The 24447-nt window shown below is 34.0% G+C and carries 23 protein-coding genes; 4 read left to right on the top strand and 19 right to left on the bottom strand.

Features of this window, described 5'->3' with window-relative positions; genetic code table 11:
- Positions 1-283: 283 nt before the first annotated feature.
- The 11 genes from M0M44_RS18475 to M0M44_RS18425 all read right to left on the bottom strand — a co-directional run bounded on the left by M0M44_RS18475 (position 284) and on the right by M0M44_RS18425 (position 9777).
- Positions 284-1651, bottom strand: coding sequence for a HAMP domain-containing sensor histidine kinase (locus tag M0M44_RS18475; protein WP_248727010.1), 1368 nt, complete (start codon positions 1649-1651; stop codon positions 284-286).
- Positions 1635-2333 carry a response regulator transcription factor gene (locus M0M44_RS18470; RefSeq protein ID WP_248727009.1) on the bottom strand — a complete coding sequence of 233 codons (699 nt, stop codon included), beginning with the start codon at positions 2331-2333 and terminating at the stop codon, positions 1635-1637. The genes M0M44_RS18475 and M0M44_RS18470 overlap by 17 nt, the downstream gene beginning before the upstream one ends.
- Positions 2334-2348: 15 nt before the next feature.
- Positions 2349-3266, bottom strand: coding sequence for a bestrophin family protein (locus M0M44_RS18465; RefSeq protein WP_248727008.1), 918 nt, complete (start codon positions 3264-3266; stop codon positions 2349-2351).
- A 255-nt stretch (positions 3267-3521) separates the two neighbouring features.
- Complete coding sequence (locus M0M44_RS18460; protein ID WP_248727007.1) at positions 3522-4307, bottom strand: polysaccharide deacetylase family protein; 786 nt, start codon at positions 4305-4307, stop codon at positions 3522-3524.
- Positions 4308-4419: 112 nt separating this feature from the next.
- The gene (locus M0M44_RS18455) at positions 4420-4920 is read right to left on the bottom strand and encodes a 4'-phosphopantetheinyl transferase family protein (RefSeq protein WP_248727006.1); all 501 of its coding nucleotides are present in this window, start codon (positions 4918-4920) and stop codon (positions 4420-4422) included.
- A complete protein-coding gene (locus M0M44_RS18450) occupies positions 4917-5171 on the bottom strand; it encodes an acyl carrier protein (protein WP_248727005.1) in 255 nt (84 codons plus the stop codon). The genes M0M44_RS18455 and M0M44_RS18450 overlap by 4 nt, the downstream gene beginning before the upstream one ends.
- Before the next feature lies 1 nt (position 5172).
- Positions 5173-6441 (bottom strand): beta-ketoacyl-[acyl-carrier-protein] synthase family protein, encoded by a 1269-nt coding sequence (locus M0M44_RS18445; protein ID WP_248727004.1) that lies wholly within the window; start codon positions 6439-6441, stop codon positions 5173-5175.
- Complete coding sequence (locus M0M44_RS18440) at positions 6438-6875, bottom strand: 3-hydroxyacyl-ACP dehydratase FabZ family protein (RefSeq protein ID WP_248727003.1); 438 nt, start codon at positions 6873-6875, stop codon at positions 6438-6440. Before M0M44_RS18440 ends, M0M44_RS18445 begins: the two co-directional genes overlap by 4 nt.
- Positions 6876-6886: 11 nt before the next feature.
- Positions 6887-7939: a type III polyketide synthase gene (locus M0M44_RS18435; protein WP_248727002.1), complete on the bottom strand. Its 1053-nt coding sequence runs from the start codon at positions 7937-7939 to the stop codon at positions 6887-6889.
- Positions 7936-8649, bottom strand: coding sequence for a methyltransferase domain-containing protein (locus M0M44_RS18430; RefSeq protein WP_248727001.1), 714 nt, complete (start codon positions 8647-8649; stop codon positions 7936-7938). The genes M0M44_RS18435 and M0M44_RS18430 overlap by 4 nt, the downstream gene beginning before the upstream one ends.
- Complete coding sequence (locus tag M0M44_RS18425) at positions 8650-9777, bottom strand: NAD(P)/FAD-dependent oxidoreductase (protein WP_248727000.1); 1128 nt, start codon at positions 9775-9777, stop codon at positions 8650-8652.
- A 172-nt stretch (positions 9778-9949) separates the two neighbouring features.
- Between M0M44_RS18425 and M0M44_RS18420 the strand changes: the two genes are divergently transcribed.
- Positions 9950-10306: a hypothetical protein gene (locus tag M0M44_RS18420; RefSeq protein ID WP_248726999.1), complete on the top strand. Its 357-nt coding sequence runs from the start codon at positions 9950-9952 to the stop codon at positions 10304-10306.
- A 139-nt stretch (positions 10307-10445) separates the two neighbouring features.
- On the opposite strand, the gene M0M44_RS18415 is transcribed toward M0M44_RS18420, so the two are convergent.
- From M0M44_RS18415 to M0M44_RS18390, 6 genes are all read right to left on the bottom strand, one after another.
- On the bottom strand, positions 10446-11135 hold the full coding sequence (locus tag M0M44_RS18415; protein WP_248726998.1) for a CPBP family intramembrane glutamic endopeptidase: 690 nt from the start codon (positions 11133-11135) through the stop codon (positions 10446-10448).
- Between the two features lie 76 nt (positions 11136-11211).
- Complete coding sequence (locus M0M44_RS18410) at positions 11212-11802, bottom strand: Crp/Fnr family transcriptional regulator (protein ID WP_248726997.1); 591 nt, start codon at positions 11800-11802, stop codon at positions 11212-11214.
- A gap of 134 nt (positions 11803-11936) precedes the next feature.
- Positions 11937-12458, bottom strand: a complete 522-nt coding sequence (locus M0M44_RS18405) for a PPC domain-containing DNA-binding protein (RefSeq protein ID WP_248726996.1) — start codon at positions 12456-12458, stop codon at positions 11937-11939.
- Positions 12459-12464: 6 nt separating this feature from the next.
- Positions 12465-13976, bottom strand: a complete 1512-nt coding sequence (locus M0M44_RS18400) for a glycoside hydrolase family protein (protein ID WP_248726995.1) — start codon at positions 13974-13976, stop codon at positions 12465-12467.
- A 200-nt stretch (positions 13977-14176) separates the two neighbouring features.
- Positions 14177-16354, bottom strand: a complete 2178-nt coding sequence (locus M0M44_RS18395; RefSeq protein WP_248726994.1) for an HAD-IIB family hydrolase — start codon at positions 16352-16354, stop codon at positions 14177-14179.
- Positions 16355-16516: 162 nt separating this feature from the next.
- The gene (locus M0M44_RS18390; protein ID WP_248726993.1) at positions 16517-17416 is read right to left on the bottom strand and encodes a carbohydrate kinase family protein; all 900 of its coding nucleotides are present in this window, start codon (positions 17414-17416) and stop codon (positions 16517-16519) included.
- Positions 17417-17990: 574 nt separating this feature from the next.
- Here M0M44_RS18390 and M0M44_RS18385 point away from each other — a divergent pair.
- The 3 genes from M0M44_RS18385 (at position 17991) to M0M44_RS18375 (ending at position 22651) form a co-directional block, all read left to right on the top strand.
- Entirely contained in the window at positions 17991-20372 is a 2382-nt protein-coding gene (locus M0M44_RS18385; RefSeq protein WP_248726992.1) for a TonB-dependent receptor, read from the top strand.
- 56 nt (positions 20373-20428) lie between these two features.
- Positions 20429-21526, top strand: a complete 1098-nt coding sequence (locus M0M44_RS18380; RefSeq protein ID WP_248726991.1) for a PepSY-associated TM helix domain-containing protein — start codon at positions 20429-20431, stop codon at positions 21524-21526.
- Between the two features lie 402 nt (positions 21527-21928).
- Positions 21929-22651 (top strand): beta/alpha barrel domain-containing protein, encoded by a 723-nt coding sequence (locus M0M44_RS18375; protein WP_248726990.1) that lies wholly within the window; start codon positions 21929-21931, stop codon positions 22649-22651.
- Between the two features lie 238 nt (positions 22652-22889).
- Here the strand turns inward: M0M44_RS18375 and M0M44_RS18370 are convergent, their stop codons facing one another.
- Both M0M44_RS18370 and M0M44_RS18365 read right to left on the bottom strand, forming a co-directional pair.
- On the bottom strand, positions 22890-23699 hold the full coding sequence (locus tag M0M44_RS18370; RefSeq protein ID WP_248726989.1) for an SDR family NAD(P)-dependent oxidoreductase: 810 nt from the start codon (positions 23697-23699) through the stop codon (positions 22890-22892).
- Between the two features lie 66 nt (positions 23700-23765).
- A complete protein-coding gene (locus tag M0M44_RS18365) occupies positions 23766-24353 on the bottom strand; it encodes a TetR/AcrR family transcriptional regulator (RefSeq protein ID WP_248726988.1) in 588 nt (195 codons plus the stop codon).
- Positions 24354-24447: the final 94 nt, after the last annotated feature.

The raw sequence follows: 24447 nt of genomic DNA, 5'->3' as shown, positions 1-24447 counted from the left end.
ATTCACGACAAATAAAATCTCTTTCCTTCGATTCGATTTAAGGCTTATGTTAACGTAAAATCAAAAAACAATTCTTTGTTAATTTATAATGATGAAGATGTTATTGAATATAAAAACAGTTAGCTCTTTAAAATCAAGGAGTTTGTCTCATGTGCCATAAAATAAGGCATTAGAGCTAGATTTGAACAAGATTAGAGATAGATTAGAGTATTATGCCAATGTTACGAACTGTGAAAAAAGACTTCCTGAAATGTAGAAAACAGTCGTTTTTTTTGATCAAAAATCAAGGAAATAGAAGAGAAAAAATGGTGCCTTTTTCCAGTTCGGAATCGACAGTTAAATCAATGTTATGGCGCTTAAGAATCTGCATGGTAATAAAGAGCCCTAACCCTTGTCCTTGAATATGTCTGGTGCGATCGCTTCTAAAAAATAAATCAAAGATCGATTGGATATCTTTTTCGGCAATTCCAGAACCTTTGTCTATTATTTTTAAAAGAAGTTTTCCTTGGTTTTCAGAAGCGATTATGTTTACCTGTAAAGGAAAAGAGAATTTAATAGCATTGTCTATAATGTTATACAAAGCAATAAAAAGCAGATGTCTGTTGGCATTTACAGACAATAAATCTTCATTATTAGCAATTGCATCCAGATTGAGTGCGACTTTGACTTCAGGATATTCGATTGCTTTCTTTTCAAGAATATTCCATAATATTTCGTCTATCCTAATCATTTCCATCTGATCAGGTTCTGAAAGTTCTAAGCCTGAAAGAACAAGCAATCCATCAAGAGTTGATTTTAAATGAAAAGTATCTTTTCGAAGTGATTTTAATACTTCGAGATATTGCTCGTTGGTTCTAGGATGCTGTAACGAAACATCTATGTCACCAATGATAAAAGTAAGTGGTGTTTTTAGTTCGTGAGAGGCATTTTTTAGAAAATTCTTTTGAATCGTAACACCGCTTTCCAGTCTTTCCAAAAGATAATTAAAAGTAGTAATAAGTTCTTTTATTTCATCTTTTCCGCTTGCGGCAGGCATTTCGAGTCTTGAGTGCAGATTTTCTGTTGTAATGGTATTTACTTTTGAAATAACATCTTCAAAAGGCCTGAAAGTCTGTTTTGCCAAAAAACGTCCGAGAAGGTAATTGAGAGCAATTCCTGCCAGGTAAAAGATAAAGAAAACTATGGCAAGCACTTCTAACTGCTGATTTCCAACATCATCAATCCCAGAAACAACAATAATAAAATCGCCTTGATTATCTTTATAATATAAACCGCTAAATTGTCTTTGGTCTCTTGTAAAATGCAATATTCGATCTTGCGAGATAGCTTTCAATTCCCGATCATTCAATTTAACGGGAAGGTCATCTTGCAAATATAATTTTTTCGTTTTGGCATTATAAATTCGAATAGATTGATTGGCAATTTTATTGTATTTCGATTCTATTTCTTCATAGCTTATGCTATCAATTTTTTTAATTTCATCTTTCTCAAAATAGAAAAAAGCGGTTATAAGGGCATTATCTTCCAGTTTTTCATAATATAAATCTCTACGGTGGCTTTTAAAAAGTAAAAAAGATCCAATTAGAACAAGGCCAAGGATAAAAGCAAATAGAAGTGTAGAATTTATGGCAAGTTTATTCTTGAGATTCATTGGTCTTGTTTTTTAGCATATATCCCGTGCCTTTGACAGTATGAATAAGTGGAAAAGAAAAATTCTTGTCGACTTTATTTCTTAGATAATTAATATAAACATCAACCGTATTGATGCTCATATCAAGATCCATTTGCCATACAGCTTCGGCAATGGCGATTCTAGATAAAGCTGTTTCTCGGTTCTTCATAAAAAAGATCAAAAGCTTTAGTTCTCTAGAAGAAAGATTAAGTTCCTTGCCGTCCCTGGTAGCGCTTTGCTCTTTCATATTAATTTTGACTCCGGCGTAAGATTGAAAATCTAAAACACCAGTGCTAAATTCAGTACGGCGAAGCTGCGCATTTATTCGGGCCAGAAGTTCTTCAAATAAAAAGGGTTTTGCCAGATAATCATCGGCACCAGCTTTTAATCCTCTAACTTTTTCCTGCGGAGTATCCAGCGCACTTAAAATTAGAATTGGAACTATTATTTTTCGATTCCTTAAAACTTCACAAACTTCAAAACCAGAAATATCCGAAAGCATAATATCCAGAATGATAATATCATAGCTGTTTTCCATTACTTCATTAATGGCATCAAAACCTTTGCTTACATTTTTTACCTGATATAATTGTTCTTCGAGCCCTCTTGTAATAAAAGAAGCAACCCTCGGATCGTCTTCTACTAATAAAACTTTGTTCATCGCTTTTGAAGTAAATTAGGTAATATAATATTCTTTGGAAGTTTTCTTTTCAATCGTCTTCTGATCGTTTAATTCTAAAAGTGTATTTTCTATCATCAAAGACATGGCATCTAAAGGGAGATCGTTTGGCTGAACACCAAAAGGTTCTTCCAATTCGTCGGCAATGGCTTCTAATGCTACAAAAGTATAAGCAATAAAAACGATTACAAATGGTGTAATCCATCCTAAGGTTTCAACAAAACCAAACGGAAGTATGAAACAGTAAATGTAAACCGTTCTATGCAACAAAACGCTGTAGGTATATGGAATAGGGGTGCTGGCAATTCTTTCGCATCCGCCCACAATATCAGAAAGTTTATTTAAATTTTCTTCGAATGCCAATTGGGCCATACTATCAATTTTACCTTCTTCTTTTGCTTTTTTTACCCATAATCCTAATTCTCTTAAAATAATAATGGGTTTAAAATGAACTTCATCCAGCTGTTCTTTAAAATCTGAAGGAAGTAGACGATTTAAATCTTCAGCTGAATCCGTATTTCTTAACTGATGTTTTAAAGCATAAACAAAAGCAATCAGTAAATTAATAAAGTTTTGGCTTTCAGATTTATCGCCTTTGGTATTCAATAGCGTAATGCTTTGTCTGGCAAGCGATCTGGTATCATTTAATAAAGCGCCCCAAAGCTTTCTGCCTTTCCAAAAGCGGTCATAACTTACATTGTTTCTAAAACCAAGAAATATTGCAAGAGCAATTCCGAACAGAGTAAAAATGGCAGGATTGATATGAAGATTATATTCAAGCAGAAAAGATTTGGAATAGACAATGAGAAAAGAAAATAAAAACAGTAAAAGTAATCGTGGAAGCAGCTGGGGTAAAACAGAACCTTTCCACTCAAAAAGCATTTTGAACCAGTTTTCTTTTTTCTTAATAATCATTATGCGGAATAAATTAATGCATTAAAAGTAATTAAAAGTATTTATTCTCTTGTGCTTTTTGAGAATAAATCTTTAGGTCAAAATAATTTTAAAATAATATGATATCCTGACAAAATCGCTTTTATTCGGATATGTTTTTTAGCTATTACTCATTCCGTAGAAAATGCCTCCTTGGTTTATTTTTTATAAATGCATTTAAATATATACGTCCCAGAGGAACGTTTGATTACTGGTTTTTAAATTCAAATATTTAGATTAAAGCTGTGGCGGAAGCAAATTATCTAAATCTGAAAGTTTATAGAATTTAAGATCATTCAGTTTCATGTATTTACAGATAAATTCTAAAGTTTCTATTTTTACCTGATAATTTTCTGTGATTTCTTTTACCGGTTTATGACCGCATAAAATTAGAATTTTATTGTTTTTTTTAGCATAATCTAATAATTCTAATACATACGGAATGCTAAAATGTATGTGGTTGTTATCAATATCAAAGGCAAATACAATTTTTGAATTATCAAAATAGCTGTCTTGTTTTTCTGGAATTTCGCCACCAAATGCTCTTCCTCTAATAATTTTAAATAAGGGTGATAATGCCTGATCAAGAGAATCGGATCTTTCTCCATAAGGATAAGCAAAAGAAGTAACGTTGAAAGATTTTTTTTTCATTGAAATAATCATAGGATCAATTTCCTGTTTCATATATTCCTTGATTCCATATTTTTGTGTGAACTTAACTGCGTTGTAATGATGATAGCCATGTCCGGCAATTTCGTGCCCGTATTTTTGCATTTCCAGCAGTTTTTTAATTTGCGGAGCTCCAATCGAATCTATTCGGCAGACGTTAAAAGTCGCTTTCCAAGAATATTTTCGCAAAGCTTGATCTGCTTCAGACCATTCGTCAACATAAGCGTCGTCAAAAGATAGAATCACGCCTGCTTTATAGGCAGGTTTTGCGACTGGTTTAGGTTTTTTATTTTCACAAGAAAATAAGGTTAAGAAAAATAAAAGCAATAGTGTTTTTGTAAAGAGTATTTTCATAGATTTTTGCTTTCTGGTGAATATGGATTTAACATATAAACAATCAAACGTAAAGAATATTCTGAATCGCAATCCCTGATTTGTTTTGAATAAAACTATCAGGTGTTTAAAATTAATTTTTTATAGTAATCATCTTCTCAAAACGCCCATGATGACTAATTGAAATATCTTGAAGCCTACTAGAAGAGATTTTTAAATACGGAATACCGTTTTCGTCTTTTACGATTTCTTTATTCTCAACTTCAATCACATTATGAATATTTTTAAGATCGGTTACCGCAACTGTGTGAATGCTTTCTAATGACAAAATAGTTTTGGTGTGATAAATATTTTTATTGCAAACTACTTTTCCATAGGAATTATTTAGGTCTAATGATTCTATAAAACAAACAAGCTTTTTCGGACTAAACTCACGCATTTTGGTCTGACGATTATAGATTTTATACGCAGCCTCTTTCATGCTCCATAAAAGCCAAACCATGACTTCGGGATCATCATGTTTTTTTATAAGCTGTTGTTCATCAGTCGTGAATAGCTTTTCTATAAAACCTTTTCGTTGCCAATTGCTTTCTTTACGTGACTGCACGAGATCTATAATGTCATTGCCAATCATTTCTCCGCCAATTTGGTTTCGATAATTTCTAAAGCAGTTTTAACATCAAGCATTCGTTCCATATCGGTATTGTCAATCACGATATTAAAATCTTCTTCTATATCCAATACGATATCAACAAGATTTGCTGAGTTTATATTAAGATCCTTAATAAAGTCGGTTTCTTCAGTTAGGTTGTCATAAGCTTCTTGGTTGGTAACAAAAGGCTTTATAATTACTTTTAATCTTGCGGTAAGTTCTTTTCTGTCCATTTTAGTTTTCAAATTTTTTAAATATTACGCATGCGTTTACATCGCCAAAACCAAAACTGGCTTTCGCAATTATTTTGGGATTAGTTTTTATAGTTTCTAAAAGTGCTTTTGAAGGATCAATCAATGCAGCAATTTCGGGATGAAGATCGGTACAGTTTTTATTTCCAAATAAAAAACCTTCGTGAAGCTGTAATACTGCGGCAACACTTTCAATACTTCCGGACGCACTTAAACAATGTCCTGTTAAGCTTTTCAGCGAATTAATATACGGAAAATCTAAACCGTTTCGATCCAAGGCTATTGTCCAGTTTTCAATCTCCAGACTGTCTTTTGTTGTTGCTGTTAAATGTCCATTTATAGCATCAATTTCATTTGGATGAATTCCAGCATTTTCAATAGCGGTTTTAATACATCTTTGCACGGCTATACTATTTGGAGCAGTCATACTTCCACCGTCGCGCTGTCCGCCAGAATTGATATTTCCGCCCAATATTTCGGCATAAATTGTCGCTCCTCGTTCTAGTGCAGTTTCCAAATCTTCAATTACAAAGGCTCCTGCACCGCTTCCGGGAACAAATCCAGCTGCCGAAGCGCTCATGGGTCTGGAACCTTCTTCGGGTTTATCATTAAACTTGGACGAACAGACACGAATCGCATCAAATCCTGCCCAAATGTATGGACCGCTGTCGGAAGTGCTTCCTGCTAATATTCGTTTTGCTTGTCCAGATTGTATGCGGTCGTAAGCCATTAGTATGGATTCGGTTCCTGTCGTACAAGCCGACGAATTGGTAGTGACCTGATTTCCTAATCCGATTTTACCTCCAAGATAAGCGCTTACACCGCTGTTCATGGTTTGAGCGACAACAGTACTTCCTAATTTTCGGGTTTGAAGTTCGTCAATTTTATAAATGCTTTCGCGGAATTTATCAATTCCAGAAGTTCCAGCTCCGAAGATTGCGCCGCTATGCCAATCTGGATTTTCATTAATAGGCAATCCTGCATTGTTCCAAGCTTCCATACCCGCAATAACGCCGTATAAAATTCCTGTGCTGTTAAATCCTCGTAGTTCGAGTTCTGTAAAATACTGCGCTTTCAACTCTTCAGATATTTGCGGCTGACCTACAATCTGACAAGAAAACTGTAATTCTTCTAATTGAGAATCGTGACGAATACCCGAAATGCCATTTTGCAGCGCATAAGTAAACGCAGGAATTCCAACACCATTTGGCGCTGCAACTCCAAGACCTGTTATAACAACTCGCTTTTTCATAACCTTTTTGTTATCATTCCTGCTAGAACGCCTCTGCAAACTTCTTGTCCAGCTTCGTTTTTCATTACGGCATTGCATTTTAATTTTCCAAAACGAAAGAACAATTTCTCCGATGTTACCGTTACTTTTTCATTTGGATAAACGGGTTTTAAAAATTCCATATCGGCAGAGGTAAAGGCGATTACGGTGTTTTCTCCTAAATCATTTCCTAAAAGAAATATTCCTAAGCAAACCATCCCAATCTGTGCCATCGTTTCAGTTAAAATAACGCCTGGAGTAACAGGATTGTTTTTGAAATGGCCTTTATAAAAGTCAAGATTTTCTTTGAAGGTATAAGTTCCAGTTACGCCATTTTCATCTGCGTGAAGCAATTCATCTACAAACAAAAAAGGTTCGCTGTACGGTAGCTGTTTTATAATATCAGTTAATTTCATAAGCTTTCAAATTACCATTGCAATAAAACTCTTTGTGCCGAAAATCCTGGACCAAAACTCAACATTAAACCTTTTTCTCCTTTTTTCGGATTTCGATTCATAATGTTTTCTAAAACATATAAAACTGTTGCGCTCGACATATTGCCGTATTGTTTGAGAATCTCTTTAGTATCGTCAATATTTTTTTCCAATCCAGCAAAAAGCGATTCAACAGTTGTTACGATTTTTTTTCCGCCAGGATGAAAAATCATGTGGTCAATATCTTTAATTTCAAGATTATTCTGCTTTAAAAAAGGATGAATGATATCGCCAAAATGAGAAGCAATGGTATCTGGAACTTCAATATCTAAAACCATTTGCAATCCGCCGTTGGTTAATTTGAAGCCCATCATATGTTCGGCATCATAAAAATGATACATCTGTTCATCTAGAATTTCAGGACCAGGATCTTCTTCTTTTGATGACAATAAACAACAAGCCGCTCCATCTCCAAAAATAGCTGCGCTTACAATATTCGGCATAGAGAAATCATCGAGCTGAAAAGTTGCAGTTGGCGATTCTACCGCAATTACCGCTGCTCGTTTACCTGGATTTGATTTCAGGAAATTCTTGGCATAAATAATTCCGGATATTCCCGCCGCGCAACCCATTTCGGTTATAGGAAGGCGGACGATATCTTGTCTTAATTTCATTTTATTAATCAAATAAGCATCGAGTGAAGGAATCATAATTCCCGTACAGCTTACGGTAATGATGTAATCTAAACTCTGCGGATCCCAGCCTGTTTTCTCTAATGCTTTTTCGAGAACTTGATGTCCTAAAACAATCATTTCACGACTGTAAATGTCATTTTTTTCTTCAAATGAAGTTGCAGTAAAAACTTCTGAAGGTTCCATGATAGAATAGCGCTTGTCTACAGAAGCGCCTTCAAATATCTTTTTTACTTTTTTGATAAAGCGCTCTTCCTGACCTTCAAGCCATACGTCTACAAGCGGAAGTATTTCTTCGGTCGTTCGAGAATATTGCGGAAGCTGTTTAACAGCCGTGATTATCTTTACACTCATATTTTAGTAATTATCCACTGGTAGCGAAAGGCCCATTTCCAGTTTATGGAATAGTTTTTTAGATTTAGTTTTTCGGAGAAATGCTCCAATTCGTTTTTTTTGAATCCTTTTAAAATAGAAATCAAACCATCGTTGCGCGACATTTTATTGAGATTGAAAACAACGCTTATGAGCTCAAACAATCGATATGCAATTTTACTTCTATGAAGATCATTTACAACAATGCCAATCGAAGCATTTTGGTTTAAAATAGCCATTACTTCTGCAATTTGATGGGTTGCAAAATGATGCAGCGTTAGCGTGCACAAAACAATATCGTATTTGAGCTGATTGAAATCTTCGCTAAAAATATCCATACAGATATATTCAATATTGGGGAAATCTTTTGAGAGTTTCTTGGCATAATCAATTGTAAAAGCATTGGCGTCGATTCCAATTAATTTGAATTGAAGATTTCGCTTTTTCCCATATTTGGCAAGCATTCTCAGCATATCTCCATTTCCACATCCAATATCGGCAATGGTAATGGTTTGAGAAGTGTCTGTCTTTTTTAAAAGTTCTTTTATGCCGTGAAGCGTCAGTTTATTTCCGCCAAGCAATTGATTAATAGAAGCAATTTTATCTAACGCACCAATAAGCTCTTCGCTTTGAAGCGAAAAATCATCCATTATTTCTATTTCTTCTGTTCGATATTTAGTGTTTACACTCATTTATTCAATTGTTATTGGTCGCCCGTGCGTTTGTTTTATAATGAACGAAAGTAAAGCAGGAATTGATGCTGCAATCGTTGTCATTATATAAGTCAAATTTTTATGTGTCAGCGCTTTGGCCAAAATTCTACCAAAGAATAGTCTTTTGCTGAAATGTTTTTTCCATTCTTTAATGTATTTTTTTTCAAATTCGCTTCTTGATTCTATTTTTCCATAATAAAAATCAAGTACTAGTTCAGAAGCTATTTTAGCGCTATGAATGGCCATTGCCATTCCGTTGCCGCACATTGGATGAATTAATCCTGCAGTATCTCCAATCATTAAAATGTGATTTTCTACAGGTTCTTTTTTATCGAATGAAATCTGACTGATTGTTAAAGGTTTTTCGAATAGGGAAGTGCTGTTTTCAAAAATACCTTTCAATTTTTTATTTTTATAAAGCACTGATTTTTGGTACTCTTCGATGTTTTTATATTTTTTAAAAGTATCGAAATCGGCTAAGTAGCAAATATTTATAACGTCGTTTTCGACTTTTGAAACGCCACAATAACCGCCTTGAAAATTATACAAAGCAACAAGACTTTCGTCAAAACTTCCTTTATAATGTCCTTTTACGGCAAGCCAAGGTGATTTTTTAGAAATGAAATCTCTTGACAAAACTTGATCAATATTCGATCTTTTGCCGTAAGCGCCTAATACTATTTTGGATGAAAGAATTTCTTCAGAAGTTGTTACAGTAAAAATGTCATTTTCAAAAGAAATATGGTTGACATTATCGGTTATAATGGTACAGCCATTTTGGACCGCTTTTTGAAGCAAAAAATGATCCAATTCATAACGGCTTATTCCGAAACCGCCCAGTGGGAGTTTAGTTTTTGCTGTTTTTCCATTTTGAGCTGTAAATTCAAAATTTGAAATAATGGTTGGACGAAGTTTCCTAATATCTAAATCCAGCCAAAATAAATAAGGCAGGATTTCATTTGAGATATATTCTCCGCAGACTTTATGTTTCGGGTAGGTATTTTTTTCGATAAGAATAACCTTCAATCCTTTTTTGGATAAGTGTAAAGCACTTGCCAGGCCAGCAAGACCGCCTCCAATAATAAGTACATCAGGGTTTGTTCTCATACAACCAATTTAATAATAAAAACTTAAATGATCTTACTTAATTCCATAAGAAATTAACAAAATTTCAACTTTTATTTTAAAAGCTTACTATGAGTTATTATTAGATAAAAATTGGAGAAAATGGATTTAAAAGATAATTTTTACTTTTGCCAAAAAATAGCACATTAAATAAATGACAGTACAAGATTTAGTAGGCACTTATTCCATTTCTGGAAGCAATCAGGACGAAAGTAATGAGATAACATACAAAGGTGTTTTGACGCTGACTGTAGATCAAAACAACCGTATAAAGGCAGATTGGCTTATCAATTCACATAAACAAAAAGGAACGGGTTTCTTTAAAGACAATATTCTAGTAATTAATTTCAGTTATAAAGGTGATGACAATAAAACCTATAAAGGAGTTGCGGTTTATAGATGCATTACAAAAGATGTTTTAGACGGATTTTGGTCTGAGAAACATGGAGATCCATTGTATTTAGGAAGTGAACATTGTTTAAGAATGGAAACGACAGAACGATTAAATTAGATTTTCTTTTAACACATAGAGACATAGAATTTAGTTTCTAAAGTGAAGAATACAAAAAGAAACTAGTTTCTAACACATAGTAAGCTAAAAGTTAACTTTGTCAAAGTTTAAAACTTTGACAAAGCGGAGGGTTTAAAGTCTATGCAGGATTTACTGCAGTTTTATATTTTCTGTTATAAAGAATAATAAAACCAACCCATATCACTAATAAAACTGCAATTAAAGTAAGTTCTGTTTCATGCAAGCCATTACGGAAAAAATTATTTAGCGAATGTACTCCTGCAACTGCCAATAACGATCCTGTCGAAGTATATACTTTTCCGATTCCCCAACTTCCGAAGAAAATGATTCCGAAGAAAATCATATTGCTTGGCGTTATTTCGAAGTTTAAATGCCAGGCAAACCAAAGTACAGCAATAACCAATATCGAAGTAAATTTAGGAAGCGATTTCAACTGTTCTTGTAAAAATCCACGCCAACCGATTTCTTCTAAAAGCCCGTAAGCTAAAACCGTAAACATTAATAATATTGGGAATTTACCGATGGTAAAGTAATAAACACTTGCAATTAAAACGGCAGGAAGAATCCAATAAACGGCAAACGGAACTAGAGCATTTTTATAAATTCCTTTTAATGACATTGGATTATCAAGCGAGAATATTTTTATTGCAGCCAAAGCTCCTAAAGCAGGACCAATACCGCGGAGTAGAATGGCCAAATACGGATTTTCTATTCCAGATAATAAATTGGTTTTAACAGCTGCATATCTGCAGATTACCGCAATTACGTAATAAACTATAATAGCGCCAAAGTTGATTTTATTTTTCATCGTTTTAAATTTGTTTGGTTTAGTGAAGCAAACTTAGCGAGTGAAAATGAAAATAAAATTGACTTTGGGTAAGAAATCATTTTTCCATAACTCTTTTTCGAATTCGGCTTAAACTTTCGGCCGTCAATCCCAAATAGGAAGCGATGATTTTAAGTGGCGTTCTTTGAAAAATTTCTGGACGCCCTTCTATAAGTTTTAAATAACGTTCTTGCGGTGAAAGTGTCAATAGGTTAATTTGTTCTTGCTGTTTACGCACATAAAGCATTTCAGAAATGGCTTTTCCGATTCGCAAGCCGGTTTCTGATCTTTGGTACAATTCATTTAAATCTTGATGAGAAATAGACCAGAGCGTTACATCTTCTAAAGCCTCGGTTTTAATAACAGACGGCTGCTGATTTAAGAAAGACATATAATCGCTAATAAAACTATTTTCGTAAAGAAGATTAATGCAGATATCTCTTTTGCCATCCCAAACAAATAACCCTGCAGATCCTTTGATGATGATGTTAAGATATTTTTCGACACCGTGATAATCTTTTATAATTTCAGATTTGTCAAATTCACGGACTCTAATTTTTTCCGAAAATCCCTTCCAGATATTCATATCAGCAGTAAAATAATTTTCGAAAACTCGTTTTACATCTTCTGGAGAAGGACTTTGTGGCATTTTTTAGGATTATCAGTTTGGGATGCCAATATAAGTTTTATCTTTCAAAATAAAAACAGTTCTGTTATCTTGTCATTTATGTTTTTTGTGAAGACTATAAGGATCACTTTGACAAAGTTTAAGACTGCAAAAAACTACTTTAAACAAGGCAATTGTAAAACGTTAGCGTTTAGTGGTTGCTCAATTTTTCTTTCTAGTTTTTCAGAATTCACGGTGATATAAATTTCCATTGAACCCGTTCCAACTTTCAGTCCAAGTATATGTCCGCCGTAAGCATCAAATTTATCATCGGTTGCAACTCCGTGCATGTGTATCGAAGGTTTGTCGCCACTCCAAGCGATAGATCCCGTAATGCTTCCCATTTCTACTTTATTGAAAGTTTTGGGATGAAATTTCTTTTGGCTAAAATCATAAAAACCGAAAGTAGCATCTTGCGCAAAACCAATTCCAGTAAAATTTGCTGACGGAATATTTTGCTCTTTGGCTAATTTTTCAATTAATTCCAAAACATTATCGCCTTCGCGAAGAACCATCAGATAACCTTGAGGTGTTTTGGTATAACGGCATTTTTCAGCATCTTTTTGTTGGGCATTAGCGAAACTAAGAGACATTAAAAGCACTAATGCCATACCGATTTTAAGGGGTTGAATATTCATAATAATTTAAATTAAAGAATTGGGTTGTAACTCATTATCATATTTTTCAGGATCAGAAGCTGCATATTCGTTTTCAGGTTCTGGAATGACATGAATTTTAGAATCGCTTATCGAAATTACAGCCGAACAGACATAGATTCCGACTTTTCCTTCGTTGTATTTAAAATCCAATAAAGTTAGTTTTACAATGTCATTTATAGAAAGTTCATAATAATTTCCGTAGCGGATAATTTTAAAGGAAATCTGTTTTTCTTCACTAATTTCAAACTGATTGGTTTGGATGTTTTCAAAGATAAAATTATTCTTCACATCCTTTTCATTAAATCCCCAAGCTCTAAACTGCACAAAACCATTCATAAAATCAATCGAAATATAATATCCCGTTCCTTCTTTATCGCATTCAATTACAAAACCCGTTTTTCCCATTCCTTCTACAGATAATGTTCCTTCCCAAACAAAATCGTTTGATGGCTTTTCGAAACCATAAATTTCATAACCGCTTCGGCATCCAAATCGCCATTTGTTTTCATTTTCCAAAACAAACTCTGCTGTCGGATTTCCTAAAATAGGCAAGGGGTGAGGCAAATCTTTTTGATAAATGGTTTTCTGATACAGTTTTTCCCAATAATAATAACTTTTCAAAAGAAGTCTTCCGCTCTTATCGACATCCAATTCTTTTGGTGGCGGGATTACACGATGAGTATTGACGTTTCCGTCCGCAAAATAGAAATTATAAACCAAGAAATGTTTTCCATCTTTGACCACTCTGGCGGCATAGTTTCCTTGTGGCATCAGTACATTGTTGTGAAATGCAGAATATTCTCCCCTAAATTCTGGTGAAGACCAATAACGGATTTTAATATCTTCTCTGATAGATCCCAATAGATAATGCGTTCCTTTAATTTCAAATACACACGGGCATTCTACATCATCATACACGTACGGAATATGAAGCGGTTTTTGCAGCACATAACCTTCTTTTTCTCTTTTGGCTACACCAATACAGCCTCTGCGATATGTTGGTCCAGAGGCGCTTCGGGCACAGATTAGCAAATAATCTTCTCCTTTGTATTGGTATTTGAATGGGTCACGAAAGCTTATCCATTGACGCGGATTATTATTCTTGCCCTCATAATGGGGAGCTTCACTTTTAAAAGGAAGTCCGTATAGATTTTCTTTCTTCCAAGTAAGCAGATCGGTAGAAATGGCTCTTCCTACTTTTTGTTCAATTCCCTTATCTTGGCGTTTAAGACCTGTATAATACATTTCATAACCTTCGCCATCTGACTTTTTGCTGATGTGCATGGTCCATAACATATCATCGTCCCATTCTCCAGGATCGCCAACAAATAAGGCATTTTTTACTCGTTTCCACGAAAGACCATCTTTTGAAATGGCATGAGCGATATAATCATGATTTGGAATAATTAAATGAAATAAATGATGAATTCCTTTTTCATCTATAAATACATCAACATCTCCAATTTCCCAATTGCTAAATCCTGAACCTGAATACATTTTATTATTTATTTTAAACTGTTAGTATATTTTTTTAGCCACAACTCGCACGACAGCGAATAGGCGAAGCAATGGCGCGAATTTTCTCGAATTATTTTTTCTAAAACATAGAATCATAGCTTTACTTTGTCTAAAAGGCATTTTACTTATAATAAAACACATCGCTTTATATGTTTAAATTTTTTATCTGTAATAAATGCTTATTTTATGACTTTATAATATTTTAATCCTTCCAAAATCCCTTCTGAGGCCGAATTTTTAGCAACATATATGCTTTTGGTTGTTTCGTAATCGGCAAGTTCAGAACTTCGATTTCCTACTATAATCCCTTTTACTGGACCTCTAAACATATCAACATCATTTCCAGAATCTCCCGCAGCAATTACATTTCCTAAAGGAATGGACCATTTTCTGCATAAAAATTTAATAGCATTTCCTTTAGAAGCTCTTTTCGGAATAAAATCTAAAAACTGACCGTGACTCGGAATAATATTGACTTTGTACCATCCTGTTCCTAAAACTTGAATTAACTCGTCATGATTGTAATGTTCTTTGTCATAGTAATAAGAAATTTTAAAAGGATTTTGCGCTTCTTCTTCCTGCAGTTTAATCCATTTTATGCCTTTCAGTTTATTGACAATTTCTTCTCTTTTCCATCTTCCAGAGAGAAACTTGGCCCAGCCTTTATCTAAAATATAATCCTTTCCGTTTGTGTAATAGATTTCAGTTCCAACTGAACAGATAATGAAATCGGGTAGAGGAAATTCTTCTTCGTCAATTACTTTTTTTACAAGTGCCAAATTGCGTCCAGAAGCCATTGCAAAAGCCATTTTGTCGGTACGATTGGTTAAATGGGCTTTTAATTCTTTCAAACCTGGATTGGCTAGTTTTGGTTCTATTAAAGTGCCGTCAATATCTGAAACCAAAAGATGATCTATTTTTCTTTTCAATCGGTCGATATTGATATTTGGATAATGCTGTTTTTTGATTCCAGTCGAGGAAACAGATAGGTTTTCATTAATTATATCTACATAGTGATTGACGTGGCTAATCCAGCTGTAATGTTTTTGAATATTGATCGCTCCATTATTCGAATAATATTTCCATTTATTTTCATCGGTTAGAATATTGCGGAGCGCTTTTTTAATTTGGCTTTCTTCTTGTGGATTTACCAATTCTCCGTTTTGACAAACCGGAATAATTTCTGAAGGCCCACCATTTTTGGTTACCACAACGGGAAGCCCAGAACTAGCCGATTCTATTACAGTCAAACCGAAGTTTTCATGCAAAGCTAAATTCACAAAAACGCCTCTTTTTTCTGCGGCATAACGGTAGATAATCGATACTTCATTTTCGACATCATGTTTCTTCGGAATTGCCATTTTTCCGTACAGATCGTATTTATCCATCAAAAGAAGCAAATCTGTCAAAACGTTCTTTTCAGATTCTGGCATTTTGGCAATATCTTTTCGAATACCAGCAAAAATGACCAGATTGGCCATGCTTTGGAGTTCTTTGTCTTTTCCGTAAACTTCAATTAAAGTATTCAAGTTTTTATGACGGTCAGGTCTTGAAAGTGCCAGAATTATAGGCTTGTGCGGATTGGTTAAAAATTTAGAAATGCTTTCGGCAACCCAATATTTTCGTTGCGCTTCTTCCATATGTTTGTCCGAATCGTTTTCTTGATAATAATAAGGAACAAATTTTCGGGTATCAATTCCAGGAGAAATGGCGTGGTATTTTCCTAATTCGAAGTTTTTGTATGCTTTATAGGTTTCAATTTCCTGTTCGGTAGAAGTAACAATAAATTCTGCGAGTTCTAATGTTCTTTCTTCGGCAGCGATTCTGGCTTTGAATTTGTATTTTTTTTCAAGTTCTTCTTCCGTTTCTCCGCTTTCAATTAGTTTTTTCTTTTTGTAGAATCCTAAAGAATGTCCTGTATGTGCGAAAGGAATGTTTAAAACGGCTGACAATTCGGCTGCAGCATATCCCGCATCAGCGTAGTGGGAGTGAATCCAATCTGGGAAAATATTGTATTGTTTGATGTGTTGCATTGCGCCGTTCACAAAAGTATCAAGACCTTCCCAAAGCTGTTCTTTTGCTTTATACTTTTTCCCCAGAAACGGAATGCGCCTTATGTCCAGTTTATCATTTATAATTTCTATAGGTACGGCGTATTCTGGCGAAAGAGCGGGATCATCTATTAATCTGGTAAAAAGATGAACGTGTTCTACATCTTCATGTTGCGATAAAAATTCTGCTAGTTCGTATATGTATTTGGTCTGACCTCCGTTGTCAGCATCTCGACCGATTTCGAGACCAGAACCCTTCAAAAGTCCGTGTATATTGATAAGAGAAATTCGTAATTTTTTCATCATTCTTCATTAATTATTTTAAAAATGCAATTTACAGCGCTTATATCGATTAGGAAGAAATAATTACGTTTTAAATTTACATATTTCCCATATTTTTAATAGAAACGGTATGTTTTAAGTATAAAAAAAGCCTGATTTTTTAAATCAGGCAATAAGCTTTTTCTTTTAGTTTTTATTGATCAAATTTTCAATGTCAAAGATTGAAATTTCGGGATTTCCACCTGCAGATCCGGCGACTAAAGCTCCCGTGGCACAAGCAAAATTTAAGGCCGCTTGTGGTTCTTTTCCATTTAAAAGTGAAGTGACCAAAGCTCCTAAAAATGAATCTCCTGCACCAACTGTATCTTCAACTTTTACGGTATAGCCTTCGTTTTCGTAAAGATGTTTATCCCATAAAAGTAAAGCTCCATCTTTTCCTCTTGTCACACAGATTGCCGTGGCATTGGTTAAAGAACAGATGAAGTTCATATTTTCTTCTAAAGTGTTGTAAGGAGAATCTAATGCAGCACTTATTTCCATCAGCTCTTCATCATTAAATTTGATGAAATTTGCAGACTGCATTAAGTGTTGTAGAATTTCGTAATCATAATGTGGTTTTCGAAGATTGACATCAAAAACTTTATAGGTATGCGTGTGGAGTAATTCTTCTAAAGCTTTTCTAGAAACTTCATCTCTGCAGACCAAACTTCCATAAATTAAAACATCTGAGTTTACGACCAATTCTCTCGTTTCTTCGTTTAGGATAATTTTGTCCCAAGCCGAAGGATAAAGAATCTCATAAGTAGCCGATTTACTTTCGTCTAATGTTACATTGACCAATCCTGTCGGGAAATCATTAGATCTTAAAAGAGTATTTGTTTCTAGACCTAGTTTGCTGACTTCGTTTATAATTTCCTCTCCATCTGCATCATTTCCTACACAGCTAATCATATTAGAATCAACGCCTAAGGCTTTCATGCGCAGCGCAACATTTAATGGCGCTCCACCAATTTTCTTTTCATTGCCAAAAATATCCCAAAGTACTTCTCCGAAAGCGACAGCTTTTAGTTTTTTGTCGTTGCTCATTTTAGTTTTCTCTTATTTTTAAATATTAAATCGAGTGATTAGAGTTTCACACGATTTCATAAAAATAAAAAAGAATAACGGTTTCTGCAACCCAATTCTAAAAATCATAACAATCTGTTCACTTTGCAAAACGTAAGGTTTGATTTATATCTATTTGAGAAGTAGTCTTTTTTCTATAAAATTATAATTTAAAAGAAGAGAATAAGGGTTAATGCTGTGCTTTATCGTATAAAATGTAGAATTTACTTCTGATGCATTTAAATTTAGAACACTTGCACTATAACAGTTTGATAGTAAAATTTTACTTTCAAAAACAATCTAAAGTTATAGATAAGCAACTTTATAAAGTTAGAAATGAGATTTTAAAAGTGGCCAGAATGGTATAAAATGGTTGTTCAAAAAAAAAAAAGATTTTAATGTGTAATCTTTTAAGCAGTAGCTCTTTTCGAAAGCAAGAAAATAGTATTGTTTGCTTTTAATTTTTTTTTAAGAAAGTTTTAATCTTTTTCTAAGAAGTCAGTTCTCATTTATATATTTGTAACCAGTCTAAATAAGGATAAATTATAAATTTTATATGAAAACAATTTTTAAAACACTTAAAAACAATGTTATAAGTCAAGTGTTTGTTGCCTTTTTGATTCTTTTCTCCTGTTCAGAAACGGCTTTTTCTCAATCAACTGTTGGTACAATTTCTGGTAAGGCTGTTCTTAAAGACGGAAATTTTTTACAAGGTGCAACAGTGAAAATTTCAGAACTAAATAAAACTACAACGACCGATTCTGATGGTGCGTATCAATTAAAAAATATTCCTTTTGGAACCTATTTTGTTGAAATAAAATTGAATGGTTACGAATCTTCTCCAGTTTCTGTTATTGTGGATCAGAATAACACAGAAGTTACTCTTGATTTTGAAATGGCCTACACTTCGCAAAAATTAGAAGAAGTAATTGTAAGCTCTGGAGGAAACCGATTTGCAAGAAAAGAAAGTGAAGAGGTTTCTAAAATGAAACTCAAAAACATGGAGAATCCTCAGGTTTATACTATTGTTAGTAAGGAATTGATGAAAGAGCAAGTGATTACAGATTACAACAGTGCTTTTAAAAACGTTCCTGGCGCAGGTATTGCCGAAGTGAGAAATCAAGGTAGAACGACTAACATTTCTAGAGGTTTTGCAACGCCTCAATTAGTAAGAAATGGGGTTGGAAGTTTTACCTATAATACAATTGATCCTTCCAATTTAGAGCGTATTGAAGTTATCAAAGGACCATCGGCAACTTTGTTTGGAAGTACTATTTCTTCTTTTGGCGGATTGTTTAATAGAGTTACTAAAAAGCCTTTTAATTTCTTTAAAGGAGAGGTTTCTTATTCGGCTGGCGATTGGGATTTGAACCGTTTAACGGCTGATATTAATACGCCTCTTAATGAAGACAAAACGGCTCTTTTTAGAATTAATACGGCATTGCACAGCGAGAGAAGCTTTCAAGACGCAGGTTTTAATAAAAGTTTTTTCATCGCGCCAAGTTTTTCTTATGAAGTAAATGAAAGTCTGACTTTGTTAATTGATGCTGAGTTTAGTGTTTCTAAAGGAACGTCTCCAACAAGGTTAGCGCCTTATACAAAAGCAGATGCGACTGCTCACAGCATAGAAGAATTAGGAATTCCGTATAAGCTTTCTTTTGCAAATAATACCGTAAACTATACAGGTCAGCAGTACAATATTTTTGCTCAATTGAAGTATAAAATTTCAGAAGAGTGGACTTCACAGACCATCGTTTCCCGTACAAGATCTTCATCTGAAGGATATGTTGTGGCTTTGACGATGTTAAGTAATGAAACTCTTAGACAGCAAGTTACCAATCAAGATTATCCCTATTATGGTACAGATATTCAGCAGAATTTCAACGGAGACTTTAAAATAGGCAAATTGCGTAATAGAGTAGTGGCAGGTTTAGATTTTTACAGTCTTCGCGCGACACGCAACGATGCAACGGTAAACATGCCAGCGCTTAACTTTAGAAAACCTGGAGATGCATACAACAATTTTACAATCAATAAAATAGAGCCTTTATTTGCAAATGCAACATACACTAATTTGGTATCGAATGACGAAAGAACTTATAGTGCGTATGTTTCTGATGTGTTGAATGTTACAGATAAATTATTGGTAATGGCAGGTGTTAGAGCTGACCGTTATATCAATAAGGGAGTGTATTATCCAAGTCGCGATTCTATTGCTGGAAATTATAATCAAACGGCCTTTTCTCCGAGATTGGGAGCGGTTTATCAAGTGGTTAAAGATAAGGTTTCTGTTTTCGGAAATTACATGAACGGATTCAACAATGTTGGCGGATCTGATTTTGACGGAAATACTTTCAAACCAAATCAAGCCAATCAATTAGAAGGTGGAGTTAAATTTGGCTTTAATAAAATTAGCGCAACTTTTAGCTATTACGATATCAAAGTAACCAATGTTACTCGTGATGATCCAGATCACATCAACTTTCAGATTCAGGACGGAACGCAATTAAGTAAAGGTTTTGAAGCTGAATTCATTGCAAATCCAATTAAAGGTTTAAATATCGTTGCAGGTTACACGTACAATGACAGTAAATATACAAAAGCAAATCCGAGCATTAATGGTTTAAGGCCAACAACTGCTGGTTCGCCTACAACGGCCAATCTTTGGGCAAGTTATAGATTGACAGAAGGTGCTGCTTCAGGTCTTGGATTTGGTTTTGGAGGAATTTATGGAAGCGAATATTATCAAACGAATACTTCAACTTTTAAATTTAGTATTCCTTCTTATACCGTTTTGGATGCTTCTGTGTTTTATGATAGACCAAAATTTAGATTAGGATTAAAAGTAGATAATCTCACCAACGAAAAATACTGGTCTTATCGTTTAGCGGCTCAAAACCCAACGAGAGTTACAGGAAATATTACGTTTAAATTCTAAGATTACAATTCGTCATTTAGAATCATATTATCTACATTTGGATTTTATTGCAAATTATGACCCAAGGTTTTAAAAATACTATTAGACAAATACATTTGTGGCTCGGTTTAGCATCGGGCCTCATTGTTTTTATAGTGAGCATTACCGGATTTCTTTATGTTTTTGAAGAAGAAATTCGTGTTTTTTCGCAGAAAGAATATCTTCACGTTCCTGTTCAGGAAAAGCCATTTATAGGTTTAAAAACTATAATTGAAAATTATGAACGTCTGGAACCGAAGCAGAAAATCACGGCTCTAAAAATTGACAAAAAAGAACCGAATGCCACAGTTCAAATTTCGACAAAAAAGAAAAAGACCTATTATTTTAATCCGTACGATGGTACTTTAATAAACCAGAAAGGAGCAGACTGGCTCAATACGGTTCTGGAAATACACCGCACTTTGTTATTGGGAGAAGTTGGTGAATTTATTCAAGGATGGTCCGTTGTAATTTTCATTGTTATGCTGATTACGGGATTAATTTTATGGTTTCCAAATCAAAGACGTTTAATTAAACAATCTTTAAAAATAAAGTGGAGCGGTTCTTTTAAAAGAGTAAATTTCGATCTGCATCAAGTTTTAGGATTTTACGCTTCTTTATTTTTGCTTTTAATTGCTTTTTCGGGAACGTATTTTAAATACGATGCTGTAAAAAAAGGCGTGAGCATAGTGACAGGAAGTAAACTTAGAAAAGGTGATGAAGTAGTTTCTACTGCTAAAATAGATTCGACTACAATTCCTGTTCGTTATAATAATATCTACGAAAGTGCTAATGCAAAATATCCTGGCGCAACTTCAGTTTCATTTTCGATAAGAAAAACAGGAGAATTGCGATTAAGAATGACGTATCCAAATGATTGGGCAAGAAACCAAAACACGCTTTTCTTTGATGGAAAAACAGGACAGATGCTTCGCACTAAATTATACAAAGACAATAACGCAGCCGATGTTTATGAAGCCAGTAATCATGATCTCCATACAGGAGTTTTCTTTGGTATTACAGGGAAAATAATCTGGAGTTTGGTCAGTTTGATTGGAGCTTCTTTGCCTATTACGGGATTTATTATTTGGTGGAAGAAAGGGAAAAAGTCTAAAAAGAAAAAGACTAAAAATTAAAATCTTTTCAAGTAAAATATCTCTTTGTTCCGTAGGAACATTTGGTTGGTAGAACTATTTTGTTGTCATTGTTTTACGTTCCGCAGGAACGTTTGGTTTTTATCATTTTTTATGGTGGCGTATATCAAACGTTCCTACGGAACGTTAATGTGGTTGTCTTTTTTTTCTACCAATCAAACATTCCTACGGAATGATAATCCCATTTTAAATTATTTCTTGTTTGGTTATATTTTGAAATATTGAATTCTACTTTTTGCTAGCTTTTTCATTACACTATACGGCAGATTTTATTTCACTACAAATTTTCCTTAACTCATTACAAAATATAATTTTTCGCTCTTATTTTATAAATAAAATAAATTTCAATGTTCTAAATTTGGTCATAATGCAAAAATTACGACCATGGAAATCAATTTAATTTCAGAATCATTTTGGGGAAATAAGAAGAAAATTTCTCTCTGGGATAGATTATTTAGAAGAAGCAAGACTGTAAATAAAGCACTTTCTACACCAGAATTGATTAGTAAAAACTGTCGAGGATTACAATTAGGAAATGAAAAATTAAAATCGTTTCTCTTCTCTACAGATATGGCACTTATAGAAAATAATGATTCCGATGCTATTTTGGCTGTTTATCCTTTTCCGCCATCTCCTAAAATAATCAAAACGTTGATTGATTTTGCAGGAAAACCTATCGTATGTGGTGTTGGAGGCGGAACAACTAAAGGGAAAAAATCGGTAGAAATGGCAATTTATGCAGAAGAGGCTGGAGCTGCAGGAATTATTGTTAATATTCCGTTTGAAAATAAAGACATTAAGAAAATAAGAGAAAAAATTGCGATACCAATTGTAGCAACTGTTGCTTCATCTGATTATAATTTTTTGAAAGGAAAAATCGATGCAGGAGTAAATATTTTTCATGTTTCTGGAGGAGCACATACTGCTAAAATTGTAAAAGAAATTACGGCTAAATTTCCCGATTTTCCTGTAATGGCAACTGGCGGGAAAAGTTTACATAATATCGAAGAATCTATAAATTCTGGTTCGAGAGCAATTGTGCTTTCGCCGCCATCCAATAAAGATTTGTTCAAAACAATTATGAATAAATATAGAAGAGCTTTCTAAGAAAAATGAACAAAATAAACGGGATTGTCACTAAGTTTGAGACAACCCCGTTTTTATGTTTGCATAAATTATTTTGTTCCGTAGGAACGTTTGTTTTTAACATTTTTCATAATAATGCATATCAAACGTTCCTACGGAACGTAAAAATGCTTGCCATTTTTTTTTCTACCAATGAAACATTCCTACGGAATGATAATTTGATTTTGAATCATTTTTTTTGCTAAAAGGTATGAACTAATTAACCATGGGCTTCAACTGAAACGTCATTCCATTTTTCCCAGTTTTCTAATCTTTGCTCGTAGCTTTGTTTTACGAATGGTAACGCTACTTTTCCTAACAACAATCGTAACGGCGGATTTTCTGATTCTACCAAATTCACAACTGCTGGAGCTGTTGCCTGCACTTTTCCGAATATGTTTTCTCTTTCAGCTAGAGCTTTTTTGATTTCGTCATAATACGGTAAACTTTCGCTAGTAATTCCAGTATGCCAGATATTAGATTCGTATCCGTTTGGTTCTAATAAAGTTACGTTAATTCCGAATTGTTTTACTTCTGATGCTAACGTTTCGCTTAAACCTTCTACAGCAAATTTAGAAGCGCTGTACAGTCCCATTGCTGTTGGTAAAGTTGCCAATCCTAAAATGGATGAAACTTGAATAATGTGACCGCTTTTTTGCTCTCTCATAATAGGAAGCACCGCTTGTGTTAGCCACAAAGTTCCAAAGAAATTCGTTTCAAATTGCTCTCTCGCTTCTTGTTCGCTTGCTTCTTCTACAGCACCTGTAAGCGCGTAACCGGCATTGTTGATCAAAACATCAATTGTTCCAAAATGCTGTTTTACTTTTTGAACTACTTCTAATGATTCTTGACGGTTATTTACATCCAATTTTAAAGGTAAAATTGCATTTCCGTATTTTTCTTTTAAATCGTTTAAGGTTTCAAGGTTTCTAGCAGTTCCTGCTACATTGTATCCTTTAGCTAAAAAAGCTTCTGCCCAAGCTCTTCCAAATCCTTTTGAAGCTCCTGTAATTAAAATTGTTTTTGACATGGTATTTGTTTTTATAATTAATTAATTTCAAAAATGACCAATCGGTCATTTTTAGGCTGAAAAAAATTATATCAATTTTTCAGATATAATTTTTTTAAGCGTTTTTTCTATTGTTTTCATATTATCGTTATTGCCAGACATACGAGACATTAAATGGCCTCCCTCAAGCATGGCAAAAAGCGCAATGGCAAATTCTGATGCATTCCAATCAGGATCAAATTCTTTGTCTGCGATTCCTTTTTCTATAATCGAAGTTAAAAGCAGCTGTCCACGTTTGATGGCGTTGTTTACTTTTTCTTTTACAATCGGGTTCGTATCGTCGGCTTCTGTTCCAAAGTTTAGCAAAGGACATCCGCCAATTACTGGTGGATTGATCGGATTACTAAAAAAATCGATATAAGCAAAAAGCTGGTCTTTGGCTTTTTTTCCTTCTCTAAGTGCCGTTTCCAGTTTAGAGCTTAATATTTTCATATTATGATCTACGGCAGCACAAGCCAAAACATCCTTATTTTCAAAATGAACATACATACTTCCTTTAGACAGTTTGGTTGCCTCCATAATATCGCTCATAGAAGTAGCTGCAATTCCTTTTGTGTTAAAGATAGGAGCGGCTTTTTCTATAATAAATTGTCTGGTTTCTTCACCTTTTGTCATAATAGGTTGTATTTAACGATGCAAAGATATGACCGATTGGTCATATATACAAATAAATTTTACTTTTTTATTTATTTGACTGTTTTTTAAATAG

The sequence above is a fragment of the Flavobacterium humidisoli genome, from assembly GCF_023272795.1.
GTDB lineage: Bacteria > Bacteroidota > Bacteroidia > Flavobacteriales > Flavobacteriaceae > Flavobacterium > Flavobacterium humidisoli.
This window is presented reverse-complemented; position numbering and strand designations above follow the sequence as displayed.